The 20,809-nt window shown below is 46.3% G+C and carries 12 protein-coding genes; 3 read left to right on the top strand and 9 right to left on the bottom strand.

What is annotated here, in order from left to right; all coding sequences use genetic code 11:
- Window positions 1-102: 102 nt before the first annotated feature.
- The 9 genes from F0364_RS16350 to paaZ form a co-directional block, all read right to left on the bottom strand.
- Window positions 103-2,418 carry an arylsulfatase gene (locus tag F0364_RS16350; RefSeq protein WP_153798879.1) on the bottom strand — a complete coding sequence of 772 codons (2,316 nt, stop codon included), beginning with the start codon at window positions 2,416-2,418 and terminating at the stop codon, window positions 103-105.
- Between the two features lie 280 nt (window positions 2,419-2,698).
- Window positions 2,699-4,132, bottom strand: a complete 1,434-nt coding sequence (locus tag F0364_RS16345; RefSeq protein ID WP_207632721.1) for a sulfatase family protein — start codon at window positions 4,130-4,132, stop codon at window positions 2,699-2,701.
- 418 nt (window positions 4,133-4,550) lie between these two features.
- On the bottom strand, window positions 4,551-6,167 hold the full coding sequence (locus tag F0364_RS16340; RefSeq protein WP_153798877.1) for a SusD/RagB family nutrient-binding outer membrane lipoprotein: 1,617 nt from the start codon (window positions 6,165-6,167) through the stop codon (window positions 4,551-4,553).
- 100 nt (window positions 6,168-6,267) lie between these two features.
- Entirely contained in the window at window positions 6,268-9,504 is a 3,237-nt protein-coding gene (locus F0364_RS16335; protein WP_207632720.1) for a SusC/RagA family TonB-linked outer membrane protein, read from the bottom strand.
- Window positions 9,505-10,345: 841 nt separating this feature from the next.
- Entirely contained in the window at window positions 10,346-10,822 is a 477-nt protein-coding gene (locus F0364_RS16330) for a hypothetical protein (RefSeq protein WP_153798875.1), read from the bottom strand.
- Window positions 10,823-11,120: 298 nt separating this feature from the next.
- Window positions 11,121-12,083 carry a transglutaminase family protein gene (locus tag F0364_RS16325; protein ID WP_153798874.1) on the bottom strand — a complete coding sequence of 321 codons (963 nt, stop codon included), beginning with the start codon at window positions 12,081-12,083 and terminating at the stop codon, window positions 11,121-11,123.
- 9 nt (window positions 12,084-12,092) lie between these two features.
- Complete coding sequence (locus F0364_RS16320) at window positions 12,093-13,034, bottom strand: alpha-E domain-containing protein (protein ID WP_153798873.1); 942 nt, start codon at window positions 13,032-13,034, stop codon at window positions 12,093-12,095.
- Between the two features lie 116 nt (window positions 13,035-13,150).
- Window positions 13,151-14,602: a circularly permuted type 2 ATP-grasp protein gene (locus F0364_RS16315; protein ID WP_153798872.1), complete on the bottom strand. Its 1,452-nt coding sequence runs from the start codon at window positions 14,600-14,602 to the stop codon at window positions 13,151-13,153.
- A 275-nt stretch (window positions 14,603-14,877) separates the two neighbouring features.
- The gene (paaZ, locus tag F0364_RS16310) at window positions 14,878-16,929 is read right to left on the bottom strand and encodes a phenylacetic acid degradation bifunctional protein PaaZ (RefSeq protein ID WP_153798871.1); all 2,052 of its coding nucleotides are present in this window, start codon (window positions 16,927-16,929) and stop codon (window positions 14,878-14,880) included.
- Between the two features lie 493 nt (window positions 16,930-17,422).
- Between paaZ and F0364_RS16305 the strand changes: the two genes are divergently transcribed.
- The 3 genes from F0364_RS16305 to F0364_RS16295 all read left to right on the top strand — a co-directional run bounded on the left by F0364_RS16305 (window position 17,423) and on the right by F0364_RS16295 (window position 20,674).
- A complete protein-coding gene (locus tag F0364_RS16305; RefSeq protein WP_153798870.1) occupies window positions 17,423-17,989 on the top strand; it encodes a DUF1579 domain-containing protein in 567 nt (188 codons plus the stop codon).
- Between the two features lie 160 nt (window positions 17,990-18,149).
- Complete coding sequence (locus F0364_RS16300; protein WP_153798869.1) at window positions 18,150-18,788, top strand: DUF5606 family protein; 639 nt, start codon at window positions 18,150-18,152, stop codon at window positions 18,786-18,788.
- A gap of 173 nt (window positions 18,789-18,961) precedes the next feature.
- Window positions 18,962-20,674, top strand: coding sequence for a M3 family oligoendopeptidase (locus F0364_RS16295; protein ID WP_153798868.1), 1,713 nt, complete (start codon window positions 18,962-18,964; stop codon window positions 20,672-20,674).
- Window positions 20,675-20,809 lie beyond the last annotated feature (135 nt).

Genomic DNA, 20,809 nt, shown 5'->3' with positions numbered 1-20,809 from the left:
TACTCAGCCTGTACCAATATGGAGAGTAGCGAACCAGTCGTACAAGAGTGCGACGCAACGATGCATAATAGTAGTTATGCAGTTGGGCTCATAATTGCTTTCTTAATAATCAATGATCACTTTGTTCAGCTTTCCTGTAAAGACGAACGGCGACTGGTACAATGGCGATACCGCCGAACCATTGTCGCGGCCCACATCAAGCCCTTCATCATAAGGCATAATGGTAGCATCCGCCTTTGTAATTATTCTCTCCGCTACTTTAACATCATTAATATACAAGGCCTCTGTGCCTGCAGCATCGGTAAGATTTTTTGCAGGCGTATAATTCAGGTCGTAGCGCAATATGGCTTTGCCTTTTGTTACAGGCTGCGATGCCTCCAGCGTAACCAGCTTGCCGTTGTTATTATGCACCACTTTTAGCCTGCCATTGTGTACAAAGAAGCTTAAACCGGTAAACCTTCCGCCGGCAGCGAACAATACACCTTCAGCGTTATCGCCGGATATTTCAACATCTGCCTTTATACTAAAAGAATGCTGCTGCAATGGTGGGCCTGACAGGGTTGGCAATTGTGTGATGCCCGGGTACAATATGGCCTGCCTGCGTGTAGCAAAGGGGCCTTTAGTTAACTGGAAAAAAGGCCGCAGCGATGTATCTCCCAGCAATGGGTACACATTATACTTTATCGCTTCGGCATCAAACAAATCCTCCAGTTCTTTAAGCTTACCCGCTTCTTTAGCCGCCAGGTTGTTTTGCTCATTAAAGTCGTCGTTAAGATTGTATAATTCCCATTTGTCTGTACTAAAAGGCGTGCCGTTGCGATGATACACTTCGGCCTTCCAGCCGTCTTTGTATATAGAGCGCCCACCTGCAATTTCATAGTATTGTACATGGTGCCTGCCGGCTGCTTTTTCATCTTTAACAGTATAAGCAAAGCTTATACCTTCCAGGGGTTCCTGCTTGTAGCCATTGATGACCTCAGGCACCTTAAGATTAGCCAGCTCTATAACTGTTGGCGTTACACTATTTACATGTGAATACTGCGAACGCACACCTCTTTCCTTTATGCCATCCGGCCAGAATAATACCAACGGGTTGCGTGTGCCGCCTTCGCTGTTGGCATCCTGCTTAAGGTAACGGAATGGTGTATTGGCGGCCTGCGCCCATCCTTCCGGGTAGTTAGGGCCTGTTTTAGCGGTACCTATATCGTCATACAGTTTCGCTATCTCATTAATGCGGTCTTCATAATTTTCTGTAAACACGCTACGGTCTATGTATTCATTAATGCCCTGCGCATGGCCTGTTAACCCGCCTTCTTTACTGGCGCCATTGTCGCCTATAATCAGCACTACCAATGTGTTATTAAGCTGGTTGATTTCTTTTAGGTAGTTTATCAGCCGGCCTATTTCATAATCTGTTTGAGATAAAAAGCCCGCATAAGCTTCAAAGAACCTTGCAAACACTTTTTTCTCTAATGCAGACAGAGAATCCCATGGCTTTATACCCGGGTTACGCGGTGGTATGGTAACATTCTGCGGAACAATGCCCAGCTTTTTTTGCCTGGCCAATACTTCTTCACGATACTTGTCCCAGCCCTGGTCAAAACGGCCTTTGTATTTGTTTATCCATTCGCGGTCTACCTGGTGTGGGCCATGTGTAGCGCCGGGCGTTAGGTATAAGAAGAACGGCTTGCCGGGAGCTGAAGATTTTTGGCCTGCTATATATTCAATGGCTTTATCAACCAGTACTGTTGTTAAATGCCTGCCCTGCAGGTCGGGCTCAATTTTATTATTGTTCTCCCACAACATGGGTGTGTACTGGTCTGTTTCGCCGGCAAGAAAACCATAGAACCTGTCAAAGCCACGGCCAGTGGGCCAGCGGTTAAAGGGGCCGGCCGGCGTGGCATCCGGAGAAGGTGTTACATGCCATTTACCCACAGCAAATGTGTTATACCCATTCTCACGTGCTATTTCCGCAATGGTACCTTTTTCAAAAGGCATATAACCATTGTGGCCTGGATAATCAACCGCTGCATCTATTACTGTAGGAATATTTACTGAATGATGGTTACGCCCTGTAAGCAGCGAAGCTCTGGTAGGCGAACATATAGCTGTTGTGTGAAAATTGGTAAAGCGCAGCCCGTTATTGGCAAGGCTGTCAAAAGTGGGCGTTTCCACCAGGCCGCCAAAAGCGCTGCTGGCGCCAAAGCCAACATCATCCAGCATAATGTACAGCACATTCGGCGCACCTTGTGGCGCAATAGGATTAAACACGGTATTGCCAGGTGTTGATTCTGCCAGCGTTTTACCCGCATTGCCTTTAAAAACAGGTTTAGGGCTGTACTGTGCAGTAGCGGTATGCATTGCTGCAATTGCAACCGCGGTAGTTAGTAGCTGTAGTGATTTTCTATTATTGAGCATAGTTGTTGAATGTTTGTCTTTCTTTAAATACCAGCTTCATCATTCATGGCATCGTTCCTTGCGTCGCAATCCTTTCATCTGTATATCAATGGGCATCTTCAGGCTGCGGGTGCAACAGGTTTTTTTATTTATGCCTGTTGATTATCGTAATTCACATTCGCTGAATCCGGTTAGAGCATCTCACGCAAAGGCCGCCAAGGCGCAAAGGCTTTTCTTATTTCTTAGTTCTTTGTGTGAGTTTTTATCTCTGTGCATACAGCAAGCCTATAATCTGCAGCACTTAATCCTGTTTCAGTTTGCTTTGCGCTTCCCTTTGCTTAATCAAAGCTTTAAAAGCTTCGTTCACGGGCCCCTCCTCAAATTTGGCAAGCTCAGATGGCGCAGGCTTCACTTTCTCCACCTGTTCCGCATATAACTTTTTAAATTCCTGCACCAGTTCCGGATGCGTGGATGCAATATTGTATTTCTCAGAAGGGTCATTCTCCAGGTTGTAGATAAGCGGCGGGTCGTGCGGCTCCGGCAACTTTGGGTTATACCCGGAGTGGGTAGTAAAGTTTGCCTTCCACACCCCTTTGCGTATGGCAAATAACTTATCTGAATTATAGTAGTAGAAAATCTCCCTTATTGATTCTTTTTTGCCCGTAAACAAGTCGCCGATATCAAACCCATCCAACGGTCTGTCAGCAGGCAGGGGCGTACCTGCCCAATGTAACAGGGTAGGCAAAACATCCAGGCTGCTTGCCAGCGATGTGCTTACCGCAGGTTGTATAGTGCCAGGCCACCACCCAATAGCAGGCACACGCATGCCACCTTCATAGGTAGAGGCTTTACCATCCGCTAATAACCCTGCGGAACCACCGTTCTCTTTTTCAGTTAACCAGGGGCCATTGTCACTAAGAAATAAAACGAACGTGTTATCATCCAGCTTTAGCCCTTTTAATGTTTGTATAATGCGGCCCACACTCCAGTCCAGTTCCTGCACAACATCACCATACAAGCCGCGTTTGCTTTTGCCATCAAAATCGTTGGATGCATACAAAGGCACATGTGGCGCATTGTTGGGATAGTATAAAAAGAAAGGCTTGTCTTTGTTTGTTCTGATAAAATCTATAGAAGCCTCTGTATAACGTTTGGTCAACTGGTGCTGGTCAGGGTTTGTTTCAAGCACCTGGCTGTTATGGTACAACGGCAGCGGCGGATAAGGGATATTATTGTTGCCCGGTATCATATCGTTGGAATAAGGAATTCCGAAATATTCATCAAAGCCATAATTGTTGGGCAGGTATTGAGGCTTGCTTCCCAGGTGCCATTTACCAACAATGCCGGTGCTGTAACCCTTTGCTTTTAATGCTTTGGCAATGGTCACCTCAGATGTTGGCAACCCTGTTGCCGAATGCGGAAAGAACACACCCAAACCACCTGTAACACCGGTACGCACCGGCAACCTGCCTGTTAATAAACCGGCCCGGCTGGGTGAGCATACATTGGCCGCAACGTAAAACTGCGTAAACCGTATCCCCTGCTGCGCCAGCGTATCAAGATGGGGTGTTCTAATGGTGGGATGTCCATAGCTACCTAAATCGCCATAGCCTAAATCATCCGCGAGGATGATGATAAAATTAGGTGGGCGTTTATCTTGTGCTTTTAAATCAACCAGACCAGCAACAACCATCACCAACAAAAAAAGATGTTTCTTAAAATTCATCCGTTTCATTCTTTTAAGTATTCAACATACAATCATCAACACGCAATTCTAAAGTCCATACATCCTCACCACAAGAGGCATCCCGGATAAGTATTGAGCGTTGTTTTTCAATTTTTTTTTGATACCAGCTTTATCATTCATGGTATCGTCCCTTGCGTCGCAAACCTTTCATCTGTATATCAATGGGCATCTTTAGGTTTTGGGTGCAACAGTTTTTTTTAAGGATGCCTGCTGATTATTATGCTTCACTTTGGTTAAAGCCGTAGAGCATCTCACGCAAAGCCCGCTAAGTCGCAAAGGCTTTTCTTATTTCTTCTTTCTTTGCGCCTCTGCGTTCTTTGCGTGAGTTTTCATCTTTCCGCATACATCTGGCCGGTAACCCGTAACCGGTACGCGGCAACGATTCTTACCCCTTTAGGGGATAGGGTTAATTATCCCACCACAACTTAGGAGTTTGATAGGTTGAGCCCGCTGGTGCATTGCTGTTCAATGATGTTTCATTCTGCGGATATAAAATCCTTCTTGGAATTAAGCCATTCGGGTTGGCCGCAGATGTTGCATTTTGCGCCAGCGGCAATGCAGGATAACCTGTTCTCCTGTAATCTGCCCATACTTCCGGCTGAAGGAACAAAGCGATATATTTTTGGGTAATGATGGTTTCCAAATCTGCATTGAAGTTGCCGGTAAGCGATGCTTTGGCATTGATATAATCCGCTTGCTTTTGGGCAGAAGAATATGGGTCGTTGGCGTTGGTAACAACCTTGGCAAAAGAACCTTTCACTGCCTCCTGCAATGCGGTTTGTGCCAAAGGGTCTGAAGGATTTATAATAATCCTTGCTTCTGCTTCAATAAACTTGGCTTCGCTGTACGTAACCAGGTTTACCGGTGATGTAGCAGTGCCGTAATAAGGGCCAATTACAGATTTTGCACCGGGCACTCCTGCGGTACTGCCCTGGTAGGTGCTGCTGCCTGCTGGGAAATTAGTGGCGAAGTATGCCCGGCGTGGGTCAACATAAGTTCCCTCAGGGGTAGTATTTGCATCGGTTACTTTATTACCATTTAAAAGGTTTACAAAAGATGCACCCAGACCAACCCAGCCCGGCCTGTTTACCTGTTGCTGGTAAAAAGGGTTGGCATTGGTAGCCGCTGAACCAAACAACACCTGCGCATCCGCCGATGAACTTGCGATGCCGCGATAGTTAGCGCCATCATACAGGAAAGACAATGCTTTCTGCGCTGCGTCTTTAGCACCCAGCTTTGTTAAATGCAATGCATACCTGGCCTTTAGCGTATATGCTGTTGCAATCCATTTGGCGGTAGCGCCTCCGAAGATTAAATCATCTGTTGCAGGTGTAGCACCTATATTATCAGATACGGGTTTTGATAATTCTGTAATGGCAGAATCCAGTTGCAATTGTATGGCAGCATAGATATCCTGCTGTTTGTCATACTTAGGGTTTACTATACCATTACCATACAAGGATTCTGTGTAAGGGATGTCTCCAAATATATCAGTGAGGGCGCCAAAAGTAAATGATGACAACACCCTTGCTACACCGCTGTAATAAGGCAATTGCCTTTCCGATGCGGTTTTCTGTAGAATTTTCAATTCTTCCAGAACGCCGGTGTAAAAACTGCCCCAGGTGCTGTTGTAGTAAGAAGGCGATATGGTGTAGTTATCCAGCCCCGCCGCATCGCCATTGGCGCCAGAGGTTTGTTGTATAAACGTGTTGGTAGCGATAGCCCCGTTGGCGCCAATGTTGAAAGCAAGGGACACTTCGGCGCCGGTTAGTACAGCGCTAAGCGATACTTCTGAAGATGCATTGGGATTTACGTTGGTCTTCTGCAAATCGCAGGAGGCAAGAGCAAATACAGCCAGCAGCACTATTGCCCCATAGACATTCTTAAGCCGAATGGCTGCGGGATAGGAGTGGAAAGCCCGCAACCCGACGAAGGAGGGTGAGGACTTGGAACGGATAGCCCGGACTGCAGTTGCATGTTGTTTTGCTGCTGACAGCCCCAAATATTTTGTATGTTGTTTCATGATAGTATTGTTTAAACCTCACCCCCGGCCCTCTCCTATGGGAGAGGGAGCCAAACGATGAGTGATAAAGAGCTTAATAATTTATAAATCCCAATTACTTTTAAAAAGTAACATTTAATGCCGCGCCGATGCTGTGTGTGTTTGGCGTTGTCCAGAAATCTATACCTGCATAATTGGCAAGACCGTTACGTGTACCTAAATCAGGATCGCTGCCGGTATAATTGGTGCCCAGCAGAAAGTTTCTTGCAGTAAGCGTGAAACTGGCGGCCTGTATTTTAAGCGGCTTTAAAAAGCTTTGGGGGATATCATACGTAAGGTTAACATCTTTCAATTTAACCCAGTATAGATCATGCTCTATGTAAAGGCCCTGTATGCTGAAAGTTTTGCGGTACCATGCCTGGCTTAACACAGCGGGAATAGTATTTACTTCGCCTTTTGATTGTGTTACACCCTCGAATACAGTATTAGTACCCCTTGCAGCAGTTGACTCATCTACACCATTGTACACCATTTGCAAACGCGGTGCATTGAAGATGTCGAAACCAAAACGTGCATCTAACAGGAAGGAAAGTGTGAAAGCACCGGCCTTGAATTCATTACGCAAGCCCAGGTTAAATTTGGGATTGGGGTCACCAATTTTGGTGAAGGTGGAATTTACAACCGGATAACCATAGTTGGCGCTTGACGTGTTGTCGTCTATAATCACCTGGCCTTTGTCGTTGCGGGCTACGTCTATGCCGTAGAAAGTGCCATAGGGGTCGCCGGCCTGGCCGCGGGCCTCCATCCATATACCGCCAAGGCTTACATTGGTAATGCTGTTGGTGATATAATTAACCTTACTGATGTTTTTGTTGAAAAGCGCTGTAGCATTCCATCCGAAGTTTTTATTCTTGATGATAGTTTGCTGCAAAGTGATTTCTATACCACGGTTAACAATGTTACCTGCATTGATGATGGAGCTTGAAGCGCCAGTAGAGTTTGGCAGTGATACGGGAATAATCTGGTCTTTACTGCTGTTGTGATAATAGGCTGCATCAAGCACTGTGTAGTTTTTGAAGAAGTGTAATTCTGTGCCTACCTCCCAGGTAGTAATGCGTTCCGGCTTAAGGTTAGGGTTGCCAAGCGTGCTGCTGGAACTTAAACCCTGCGAACCATTGAACGGAAAACTAATGCTGCTTTGAATGATGCCCCCGGCACTGGTGGGTATGTAATACGTTTGTAATGAGTACGGGTCTGCATCGTTACCCACCTGCGCATAAGATGCACGAACTTTACCAAAACTAAGCAGGCCGCCGTTAAGGCCGAGTGCATCGCTAAAGATGAAGCTTGAGGCAACAGACGGATAGAAGAAAGAATTTTTACCCTTTGCCAGCGTAGATGTCCATTCGTTTCTGCCGGTTGCTTCTACGTACAGCCATTTTTTGTAATCAAACTTGATATCAGCGTAGCCAGCCACCAACTCTTTGCGAATAGTGGTATTAACTGTTTGCGTAGTGGAAGCGTTAGAAATATTAAAGTTGCCGGGAATGGTTAAACCATCGCCGCGGGTATTGATTTGATTGCGGTAAGAGTTATAATAGTTGTAGCCAGCCACTACGCTTATGCCAATATCTTCAGACAAATGATGCTGTGAGCTTAACAGGAAGTCAACATTATTATCTCTTCTTGAATAGTTCACATCGTTAATGGTACCAGTGGCAACGCCGGATGTACCCCGGCTGAAGGCGCCCTTGCGTACATCAGTATAATTGTCTATACCATAACGTGCCGTTGCCCTAAGCCAGCCTGACACTTCGTAATTGGCTTCTGCAAAGCTGATGAAGCGGTTAAGCTGGTCTGATTGCGGGTTCATGTTAAGGCTCCAGTATGGATTATCCCAACCAATACCGCCTGCATAAGCACGGGAAGCGCCCCAGGGTTTGGCAGCGGTAGCAGGAAGCTTGTAAGCATCAGGGTTATCGTAAGGTTTATCCAGCCCGTTGGTGATATCGAAATTAGTTGCAGAGTTAATGAGCGCCCTGATAACATTGGTATTAAAGCCACCCATCAGGGCACGGTTATGTGCGCCATCCTGTATGTAGTTAACGCCGCCGGTAAGTTTTAGTTTATCACTTACATTAAAGTCTCCGTTAAAGCGGAAAGTGTGACGGTAAAAATCAGTTGTAGGTATTATACCGGTTTGTTTTAAGTTGCCATAAGAAAGGTAATACCCGGCATTGCCGGTGTTGCCGTACAGGCTTACATTATGGTCTTTGGTATAACCGGTTACAAAAAAGTTGTCTACATTATTGTAACGGTTAACAGCCTTACCATTTGATAACGGGTTGCTTCTGCCAACAATAACGCCGTTCTTATCAAAGGCGCTGGGTTGGTCGCTGTAAGTAAGCGTATCTAATAGAGCCCCCCAGTTTTCATCGCTGCCTGTTACGCCAGGCAATACATACTGGCCGTTTAAACCATTGGAGTAGGTGTTTTGACGGGGTTGCAAACGCCGGTTTATTTTGTCAATGGTAAGCGAGCCACTATAGGTAACAGCCAGTTTACGGTCAGTTAAGTCGCTGCCACGTTTGGTATTAATTACTACAGCGCCATTGGCCGCACGTATGCCGTATAAAGCGGCTGCAGCAGGACCTTTAAGAACGGTAATGCTGGCGATATCCGCACTGTTGATATCAACACCGCGGTTGGATGGTGTGGCCAGTGAGTTTACGTTGGTGATATTGCCGGAGATATCCTGTATGGAATTATCAATAGGAATACCATCCAGTATGAACAGTGGAAAGTTGTTGCCCAGCAAAGAGTTATTACCCCTTATCCTGATGGTTGAGGAACCACCGGGAGAACCACCCGAATTATTGATTTGCACGCCCGCCACTTTGCCGCTTAAAGCTGCCACCAGGTTGGGCTCCCGTGCCTGTACCAGCTCTTTTCCCTTTACTTCAGAAACACTGTAGCCCAGGGCTTTTTGAGAACGCTTAATACCTACGGCGGTAACCACCACGTTCTCTGTAATATCCTGCTGTGATTTAATAAGTATGGTTTTAAATTCGCCTGCGCTGGCTATGCGGTATTCGCTAAGCGGGTAACCAACATAGCTAACCTGGATGGTTACAGGAAGAGACGGAACAGTCAATTCATAATTGCCCTCGTTATCTGTAACAGTTACATTGCTTTTATTTTTTACCTGCACGGTAGCGCCTGCCAATGCCGTTTTTCCGTCGGCATCCAGTATCCTTCCTTTTAAGGTTTGCGCAAAATTGTTTTGGGGCAATGCTGTACCGGCAATTAATACCAGCAGGGTTACCAACAGCTTGCCGCGGTGTTGTAAGAGGAACATTTCAGTTGTTTTAGTGATAGTGATGCCATGCCGCCAATGCACTACTGACAGCATGGATTGTTAAACAGGAAATAGTATTGATTCGATTAGCCGGCATTAAACGCAGCTAAAGGAGAATATTTTTAAGTGAAGAATGATGATGCCGGGGCATAGCAGCACAGCATGGCTAATAAATTTACCACCATTTACAATACATGCATGGCAGCATACGCCCGGCAATTACTTCATCAAAGTATTTAGGCAAATGTTTGCATCAACAACAGCATGTACAACAACAATCTTGTTGTGTAAAACAGGAGGAAACAGATGGGGTGTGAAATACCACCAGGTTGGCTGCACCGGGTTGGTGCATGATGTTAGTTGTGCTCATAAACGCATTTTTCATTGGTGAATAACCAGGCCGCTTGCAGGCCCGGTTGCGCTTGTTTTAAAACCTTGTTAGTAAAACTTCTGGTGGTAAATTATTAGTCTACTAAATTGATAGGCAAAATTAAGATTTGAGATAACACTACCAAATAATTTGGAGAAAATATTTTTAAAAGCCAGTAATGGCAAGGATTGCGCGGACATTGGCTTTTTTATGGGACCAGCAGGATTGCTACTATGAGGCTTTGGTTGAGCAATCTTGCGTGGCAAAGCAGCAAGATTGGAACACTTGTACGCCATATCTTTACTGAGCAACTAAAACATTATCCCGGAGCATTACGTATACCCTTCGCATAATTCAGTTACCCAGCTACCCCCATAAGCTATACTGATACTGCAGCAGTTAGATGTTTTTCAGCATCCGCCCTAGCATAGAGTCCTTCTTCGCTACTACTGCAAATACGTGAAACAACAGCTAAATATTCTCGTTGATAAAGTATTCTTTATGCCTGCGGATAAGAAAGTAAGTCCAGGCAACATGAGCTAATAAAATGCCTGCCACTACCAGCATAACAATGCTTACATTCTCTAATAATTGCTTAGGATTTGGATGCCGAAATTGCTTGATAATTTCAAGGGCTTCAGTGGGGTTGTTCATAATGCTTATTGACTGGAAAATGATTCCCGCGGAGAATATAACAGTAACGATGGCGTTTACCTGTAACCAATCCCTGTGCTTGCGTGTACTTAGCTCTTTCTTAATAAGCACCTTTAACAAAAACCTGTTTGCATGCCATGCATAAAGCATTACAGCCAGCAATACCAGGAACTGCAATAATACCCCTGGTTCGGTAAACACAACCCCTAAAAAGAAAAAAAGCCCCATACCAAATATTGTGCAAATAACATTTACCAAAAGCGTAAGTATCCTGTACAGTGCAAATCCTTTCATAGCCATGTTTTTCAGGGCTGCAAATTGCAACAAAATAGCTAAAAGCGCTGCTAAAAATACTGGCATAGTTATTTAGTACCAACAGCATGTTCTTAATAGCTGTAATTAAACCTGCCGGCAGGTGGCTTTGCTGACTGCAGGTGATACGGGACGATACCATCTGCACAGGAGATAAACGGATTGATTATGATTGGTTCTTTCGTTGAAAGATCCAATCACAACGAATCATATTTGAAACGAAGATGCCACGAGGGTTAATGCTGGTATTTAAGTGCAATTACTTGCAAATGCAAAATTTTTATTGTTGTTGTTGCTGCTGCTGTTGCTGTCCAAAGCTTTCATCAACAAATATTTCCTCTTTAGAATCGGAAGGGGATACATGCATTTTTACATTGTTCACTTCTTCAAACACATGGCCATCCTCGTAACCAACAGAAACGTGGATGGAAAGGCGCTGTTTGGAAGGGCCCTTAAACGTACCTTTCACGGGGGTGCAATCTTTAAAACTGCGTCCTACAGCCAGCTTAATGTGGGAATTAGTGGTCCATACGTTGTTGGTAGGGTCTATACCTGCCCAGCCATAGCCGGGCATCCAGGCTTCTACCCAGGCATGGGTAGCGCCCTCGCCGCGCATGCCGCTTTTGTTGGGGCATATATAGCCGCTTACATAACGCGATGGTATGCCCAATGTACGCAGCACCTGCAGCATTACATGGGCAAAATCCTGGCAAACACCGCTGCGGTGCGCCAATATTTCATCCACGGTTGACTCTATATCCGTAATGCCTTTTATGTATTTAAAATACTTGAAAATGTATTCGCAGCATTGCTCTGTTACCTGTGCAACGCTTTTACCTGGTTCGTAAAAATGCTGTACAATTTTATCTATTTCCGGCTGCGACTGTATGTTTTCGGGCGTTGACAGCTCCAGCAACTGCAGTTTGCCTTTCATGTCCTGCTTCAGTTCATCAAAGCCGGCATGAAAATTAAACTGTATCTGGGAGGAAGACGTGGTACGCAGCACCAGCCGGCTCTCTATCACCATTTCTTTGTGCGGGGCCATCAGGCTGAAAACGCCGGCCTTATTACCCCAGTAATCTTTAAAATACTGAACATCGGGCTGGCCGCTTATGGCTGTTTCGTGAGATAATGTTTCCTGTTCTGGGCATGGATAGGGAAAGATTTTTATTTCATTCATGCTCTCTTTTACCGGTCTGTCGTACTCGTATTTAGTTACGTGATGTATCCTGAATATGGGCATTTTATATGCTTATGAATAAGAGAAAAAGTTATGCGCCACCTGTTTGCTGAATTCAAACAGTTCATAGCGTACCTCGGTTAAAAACTGCTGCAAGGTACTGCTGTTAAGGCTATCGAAATCCACATATTTTACACGGCTGTACAGGCGGCCAAATAGGCGCAAAAGAGCTTCATTATCAGGTGTCTTGTTTTCACTAACCACGGTTTCAAGGTATTTGCCTATGCGGCTTAACGAGTAAAGAACGGAGTGCGGAAAGTTTTCGTTAATCAACACCTGGTGCAATACGTTTTTGTTGTAGTTGTTGGTACGGTATGTTTTCAGGTGCAGCTCGTACCCAGACAGTGAAAGCAGCAGGTACCGCCACTGCAATATATCGTTTTGCTGTGCTATGTTGTACTGTATATCAGCGTATTGCTTGTCTGTGGTTTCCAGGGTAAGCAGGCAGCGCTCTATATAACGGCCCAGGTTCATAAAGCTCCAGCCAGTGCCCCGGGGCATGGTAATATCTGTTACACCCGTGTACAATAAGCTGTTGCGCAAAAAGTTTTCTATAGTTTCCAGCGCCGAATAGCTGGTAAGCTTATTGGGCAGGTTAGGGTTATTTACCAGGTGGTACATCTGGTTAACCTGTTCCCACACTTCTTTGGTTATATAATCCTGCACGCCCCTGGCATTTTCCCGGGCACGGGTCAGGAGTATTTTTAACGAATTAAGATTGGTGGTATCGGCCAGCAGCAGGTTTAGAGAAGCATCTGTATTATTCTCCAGCAGCGCTATTTTGTCTTCTTCCGCATGGGTAAAAGTTTCTATTACAGGGCGCCAGGTAAGGTTGTTGTTCACACCCTTATCCAGCGAAAGAATATAGATTGTTTTGGTTACCAACAGCAAGCCATCTGCCCGTTCCATATAACGGTTAAGCCAGAATAAAGAGTCAGCTATTCTACTAAGCATAGAGTATGTTTAATTTCTCTTTTAAGTAAGTTACCGGTTTCATGCTACCGGTTACTAATTGTGTAATCAAACGTTGATGTGCAAGCACACTTGCCACTTACCACTCACCTGCCTGTTTACAGGTCAACCACCCAGGTGTCTTTGCTGCCGCCGCCCTGTGATGAATTTACCACCAGCGACCCCTGCTTAAGGGCTACCCTGGTAAGGCCACCGGGCACAATCTGCACCCCGTTGGCGCCACAAAGGGCATAAGGCCTCAGGTCCACATGCCTTGGCTGAAATTTCCCATCAATAAAGCAAGGCACCGTAGAGAGCTTGATAATCGGCTGGGCAATAAAACTGCGGGGGTCCGCTTCAATCTCAGCTTTCGCCTTTACCCAGTCTTCTTCTTTTACCGTGTTGCCCATTATCATACCATAACCGCCGGACTGGTTGGTACGCTTAACCACCATTTTCTCAATATTATCAAACACATACTGGCGGGCATCTTCATTTTCTAATTCATACGTAGGCACGTTTGACAGAACGGGTTCTTCGTTCAGGTAATATTTTATCATGGCCGGCACATAAGCATACACGGCTTTATCATCCGCCACACCGTTACCCACCGCGTTTACCAGGGCCACATTACCCTTGCGGTACACGCCCATAATGCCCGGCACGCCCAACACGCTTTCCGGTTTAAATACAAGTGGGTCTATGTATTCATCATCTATGCGGCGGTAAATAACATGTACCTGCTCCAGCCCACGGGTGGTTTTCATATACACTTTGTGGTTATCAATCACCAGGTCGCGGCCTTCTACCAGCGGTATACCCATTGATCTTGCCAAAAAAGTATGCTCGTAATAGGCAGAATTATATACACCCGGTGTTAACAGCACCACCGTAGGATTGGATATCTGCTGAGGCGCAAGTGAAAGCAATATCTGGTGCAGCAGCAGCGGATAGTTGTTCACCATCCTTACTTTGTTGGCCGCCAGCATATCCGGGAAGATGCGCTTGGTAACTTCCCGGTTTTCCAGCATATAGCTTACACCACTGGGTGTACGCAGGTTATCTTCCAGTATGTAAAACTTGCCGTCATCGCCGCGTATCAGGTCAATACCGCTTATGTGCACATAAATATCATGGGGTACCTGTATGCCATGCACTTCACGGGTATAATGAGGGCAGGAGGCAATCAGTTCAGCGGGTATAATATTGTCTTTGATAATGTTCTGGTCGTTGTAAATATCTTTCAGGAACATGTTCAGCGCTTTCAGCCGCTGCTTGATGCCTTTTTCAATAGTATCCCATTCCTTGTTGGTGATGATACGGGGAATAATGTCGAAGGGAAAAATACGTTCAATGCCGGCATTGTCGCTGTAAACGGTAAAAGTAATGCCCTGGTTCATAAACAGTTCACCAGCAAGGCGGTCCTTCTGTTCCAGGTCGTTTACCTGCAGGTGCTGCAGCGCTTCGAATACTTTGGCATACTGTTCCCGGATGGTTTGCTTGTCACAGCACATTTCATCCCATATTTCTTTCGTGCAGTCGTAAGCCTGCAATAATGCCTGGGTACTCATGAGCTTTAGTTTTAAGTGTATATAAAAAAAGTTGCATAGCCCCGGTAGGGCTGCAACTTCGAAGACGGGAATGAATATAGTGAGAAATTATAAAGTGAAAAAATTTTTGCCCTGCCCTGCCAGGTCTTTGCCTGGCAGCATTGTGGCAATGGCAGCATACCCGGGTCTGAAAAGCCGCCCATTGAACCAACTGATGAACGGATTGCGACGCAAGGAATCCCGAAGTTTCGGGACCATAAAATACTGTCGCTGGTATCAAAAAATTGCCGCCGGTCTTACAGCGTTGTTTTTTTAGCCACCATAGTTAAAATAGTTCCTACGGCAACCTGTTCACCGGTTTCATCCGTTACTTCCACCAGCCATTTTACAATACCCTTAGGTACATCATTTTCGTCTTTCGCATCCTGGTTAAGTTTTTCCCTGCAGGTAAAACGCACCTGAATGGTGTTGCCGGCATATACTGGCTTGGTAAACCGCAGTTCATCAATACCGTAGTTAAGCAGTACCGGGCATTTGGCACTGTTTTCTACAAAAAGGCCTGCCGCGGCGCTTAGTATAAGGTAGCCATGGGCTACAGGCTTTTCAAACATGGTGCCTTCCAGTGAGGTAGCATCTACATGCGCATAAAAATGATCCCAGCTAAGGTTGGCGAAAGCGATAATATCACTTTCTGTAATGGTACGTTTGCCCGTGAGCAACTGGTCGCCCACCTGTACCTCTTCAAAATGCTTGCGAAAAGGGTGTATTGCATCCTGCCTGCCCGTTGCCCCCTGCTGGTAAACACCACTGATGGCGGTAATATCCGTTGGCGAACCCTGCACCGCCACCCGTTGCATGTAATGTTTTACACCGCGTATGCCGCCCATTTCTTCTCCGCCGCCAGCCCTGCCCGGCCCGCCATGCACCAATAACGGCAGCGGGGAACCATGCCCCGTACTCTCACCCGCGCAGGAGCGGTTGAGTACCAGTATGCGGCCATGGTGTGTTGCCGCCCCCAATACATATCGCCTGGCCAATTGACTGTCCGCTGTTACAATGGTAGAACAAAGCGAACCCTTACCCATACGGGAAAGATGCACCGCTTCATCCATGCCTGTGTAGGGCATCAGCGTAGCCACAGGGCCAAAAGCTTCCACCTCATGCACCGCATGGGAGAACAGGGGCCGCTGGTTTAACAGCAGCAACGGACTTACAAAAGCTCCTTTTTCCGCATCGGCGTCAATTACCTGCACACTATCCAGCGAACCATATATTACCTGGCAGGAGGCCAGTAACTTCTGTACCTGTTCCTTTACTTCTGTGCGTTGTTGTTGCCCGGCCAGGCTACCCATTCGCACTTTCTCATTCAGTGGATTACCTATACTTGTTTGTGCCAGAGCATTGCCTAAAGCAATCTTCACATCTTCCAGCTTATTGGCCGGCACAAATATGCGGCGCACAGCAGTACATTTTTGCCCTGCCTTTACCGTCATTTCCTTTCGTACTTCTTTAATAAATATTTCCCATTCCGGCATATCCGCAGTTACATCTTCTCCCAATACTATGCAGTTAAGGCTGTCTGCCTCCATATTAAAAGGCACATTTTCTTCCAGTATGCGCTTGTGAGATTTCAGCATTTGCCCCGTACCTGCCGATCCTGTAAATGTAACCACATCCTGCGCTGTTACATAGTCCAGCATATCTCCTGCAGAACCACAAACCAGTTGCAAAGCGCCATCCGGCAAAATGCCCGATGCGGCAATCTGCCGCACCACGGCTTCCGTTAAATACGATGTTACCGTTGCCGGTTTTACCACCGCCGGCACACCTGCCAGCAGGTTTACGGCTATTTTTTCCAGCATGCCCCATACAGGAAAGTTAAACGCGTTAATATGTACGGCCACACCTTCTTTGGGCACCAGCAGGTGCTGGGCCATAAAACTGCCGCCTTTGCTCAACTGGTGGGGTTCGCCATCAAGGCAAAAACTTTCGTCGGTAAATTTTCGCCGCAGCGATGCGTAGGCAAACAGGTTGCCGATGCCGCCTTCAATATCAATCCAGCTATCGTTTTTTGTGGCGCCGGTCTGGTAGCTTACAGTATAAAACCCGTCCAGGTGGTTGCGCAGGTGCAGGGCCAGCGCCCTCAGCATCAGGCCACGTTCCCTAAACGTCATGCTGCGCAGAGCAGGGTTACCTTTTTGCCTGGCATAGTTAAGAATGGCGGCAAAGTCAAGCCCGCGGGTAGTTGCCGCAGCTATCGGTCGGCCGGTGTAAGCGTTAAACAAGGTTTGCCCGTCCCCGTCTCCCGCTATCCAGCGGCCCAGAATATAGTTATCCAGTTTTTTCATACAGCATTGTTTTAGCTATTAGCCTTGACTAACATACTAATTTAAACGCAAAGGAAAGAAATGCAGGGCGCCCCCACCAAAATACAGGGCGGGCCGGGCTTTACGCTATTACTCCGCCACAAAGCCGGGCTGCGATGGCCTCAGCGGGGTAACCGCTTCAATCCCTGGCGCAAAGTGTAACACGCTGCTCTTTTCGCTTGCAGGCTATGTTAAAGTACGAGTTACGAAGTACCGGTAACATGTGAGATGTTTGATGTGGGATGTACGATGAAAACAAGTACGATGTGGGATGTACGATGTGTTTCTTCACTGTGGGATGCCTTTGCCACCCATTCACTATTCACCATTCACCACTCACCATTCACCACTCACTACTCCCTACTCACCATTCACGCCGTTAATAAAAAGCCGCCGCCTATTTACCGGCAATTTTGTAGTTTACCATCAGTTTCTCCCCTCGCCCTTTACATTCCAACAACATAAAAACTGTATTATGAAAAAAATTTTTATTGCCGTTATTACGATTGCACTATCCGCAGGTTCAGCCACCGCACAGGATGACCCGGCAGCCATGAAAAAATGGATGGATTACATGACGCCCGGCGACATGCAGAAGCTGCTTGCCCAAAGCGAAGGAGAATGGACTACTGAAAGCACCATGTGGATGGCCCCCGGCGCCCCGCCAACTACCTCAACAGGTACCTGTGTAAATAAAATGATCCTGGGAGGGCGCTACCTGGAAGCAAAATACTCCGGCAGCATTATGAACATGCCTTTTGAAGGTATCGGCAATACCGGCTACGACAATGCCAAAAAGGTTTTTATGAGCACCTGGATAGATAATATGGGCACCGGCATTATTTATATGACCGGTACCTGGGATGCCGCTACAAAAACCATTACCTCAACAGGCAAACAGGTTGACCCCATGACGGGAAAGGAAATAGACATTAAACAGGTGTATAAATTCGTGGACGACAAGCATGAGTATATGGAAATGTTCATGACGGTGGACGGACAGGAAATGAAAACCATGGAAATGAAATATACACGCAAATAACCTTACATCAACGGCCCCGCCCATGCTTTTTTGAAGAATAGGGCGGGTGGTATTGCATTTTAACCGAGCAGGTCGTAAAAAGCCTGCTTTTTTTATTTCACATTTTCATTAGTGAAAACTTGGCAGTTCTGATTATCTTGCACGCCCAAAATTGAATTTCATGGAATATAGCAAAATTATTTCCGTTACTGGTTTAGGAGGTTTGTTTGAATTGGTTGGCAGCAAAAACGACGGGGCCATTGTACGCTCCCTGGAAGATAAAACAACAAAATTCGTGTCATCACGTGTGCATAGCTTTTCTCACCTGGAAAGCATTGAAGTATTTACTATAAGGGATAATGTAAACCTGGTAGATGTGCTTAACGCTATGACTGCCAGCAGCGAAGCATTACCCAATGCCAATGATGCCGCCGCGGTTAAAGCCTATTTTCAAAAGGTTTACCCTGATATGGACTTTGAACGCGTTTACGCCAGCGACATGAAAAAAATAGTAAAATGGTTTACTGTTTTAAAAAACAACGATATTGAAATAAAGCTGCGTGAGGCGGATGAAGAAACTGAAGAAACAGCCGAAGAAGTTGAAACTGAAACAGAACAGGCAGAAGCTGCTGCCCCCAAAGTGAAAGCTGAAAAGCCTAAAGAAGCCGCTGAAGCTGTTGCCGTAGCAGAAGAAGAGGCCCCGGCAGCCAAAAAGAAGGCAAAAGCCTCCGCCAAAAAAGAGGAAGAAGCAACAACAGAAGTTGCCGCCGATGAAGCACCTAAGAAAAAAACAGCTAAAAAGAAAAAAACAGAAGAATAACTTTTAATAGCCGGCCTGCCAACAGGCCGGTTATAATTTATATCAACATCCGCCTGCCCATTTGTAAGCATCATATTCTCCACCGCAGGTATGCCGGGCCAGTGTTAATTCTCTTACCGGGCCTTATATAAACCCAACCGGCCAGTAAACCTGCCTTAAACAAATTCTTTATTATGACAGCCGATATAAAAAAACTGCACCGTTCTTTTTTACCGGAAGACTTTAAGGTAACTACCTGGGATGCGCTGGAACCTTATTTTCAGCAGTTGCTAAGCCGGGAAATAAACAGCATGGAAAGCCTGGAACAGTGGCTGAAAGACATGAGCGAAGTAGAGGCGGCCGTTAGCGAAGATGCCTGCTGGCGGCAGATTAAAATGACCTGCGACACCACCGACAAAAGCCTGGAAGAAGCGTTTACCTATTTCTGCATGGAAATACAGCCCAAGCTGCAGCCTTATGCCGATAAGCTTAACAGGAAGCTGGTGGACAATGAATTTACCCAACAACTTGATAAGGATAAATACTTCACCTACCTGCGCAGCGTTAAAAAAAGCATTGACCTTTTTCGTGAAGCCAATATTCCGCTGCAGGCTGAGTTAAGCGTGATGCAGCAGCAATACGGTGTTATTAGCGGCCGTATGACTGTAGAAGTTAAAGGCCAGGAATATACCCTGCAGCAGGCTTCCAAATTTCTGGAAGACCACGACAGGGCGCTGCGGGAAGAAGTGTACCGCAAAATACAGGAACGCCGCCAACAGGATAAAGCCACGCTGCACGATTTATACACACAACTGGTAGCCAAAAGAGACCAGGTAGCTAAAAACGCCGGTTTTGCCAACTACCGGGATTATAAGTTTGTGGAACTGGGCAGGTTTGATTATACCCGGGAAGACTGCCTGCAATTTCATGAAGCAGTAAAGCTGCATGTACTGCCGCTGGTAGCCAGCATACAGCAACGAAAAAAGGAAAAACTGGGCCTGGATACCCTGCGCCCCTGGGATACCGAAGCCGAACCGGAAGGTGTAATGCCGCTGCACCCGTTTGAGGGTGGCCGCGAACTGCTGGCGAAAACAGAAAAATGTTTTGAGGAACTGAACCCCTTCTTTGCCAATTGCCTGCGCAAAATGGATGAACTGAAGCATTTTGACCTGGACAGCCGCAAAGGCAAAGCACCGGGCGGCTATAATTGTCCGCTGGCGGAAAGTGGGGCCCCTTTTATTTTTATGAACGCCGCCGGCCAGATGGGCGACGTAACCACGATGGTGCATGAAGGCGGCCACGCCATCCATTCCTTCCTGGCACACCCGCTGGAGTTGAGTGCCTTTAAGGAATACCCCATGGAAATAGCGGAAGTGGCCAGCATGGCGATGGAGCTGTTCAGCATGAACCATTGGGAAGCTTTTTTTGATAATGCGGAAGACCTGAAAAGGGCAAAAGAACACCAGTTGGAGCGGGTAATTACCATCTTCCCCTGGATTGCCACCATTGACAAGTTTCAGCATTGGGTGTATGAAAACCCTGCACATACCATAGAAGAACGTACGGAAAAATGGATGGAAATTCTCAATGAGTTTTCAACCAATACCATTGACTTCAGCGGCCTGGAAGAATACCGAAAAACCGGCTGGCAACGCCAGTTGCACCTGTTTGAAGTGCCTTTTTATTACATTGAATACGGCATTGCCCAGTTGGGCGCCATTGGTATGTGGATGCAGTACCAGCAAAACCCGCAGGAGGCCCTGCAGAACTACATCAATGCACTTAGCCTTGGCGGTACCAAAACATTGCCTCAATTATATGAAGCGGCAGGCCTGAAATTCGATTTTTCGCCTGCTCATATAAAAACACTGATGGAGTTTGTAAAAGGGGAAATGGATAAGTTGTAAGACAAATAAAGTTGCTGCCGCCCTACGGGCGGCAGATTTTTTTTAGATAGCTTTTTTGTCTCCAGTCTTTTGCATTAAAACCTGTTACACCTGCTTCTGCCACCGACAGGTGCCAGAAGCATAAACAAGCTGCTG

It is taken from the genome of Foetidibacter luteolus (genome assembly GCF_009650435.1).
Classification (GTDB): domain Bacteria; phylum Bacteroidota; class Bacteroidia; order Chitinophagales; family Chitinophagaceae; genus Foetidibacter; species Foetidibacter luteolus.
This window is presented reverse-complemented; position numbering and strand designations above follow the sequence as displayed.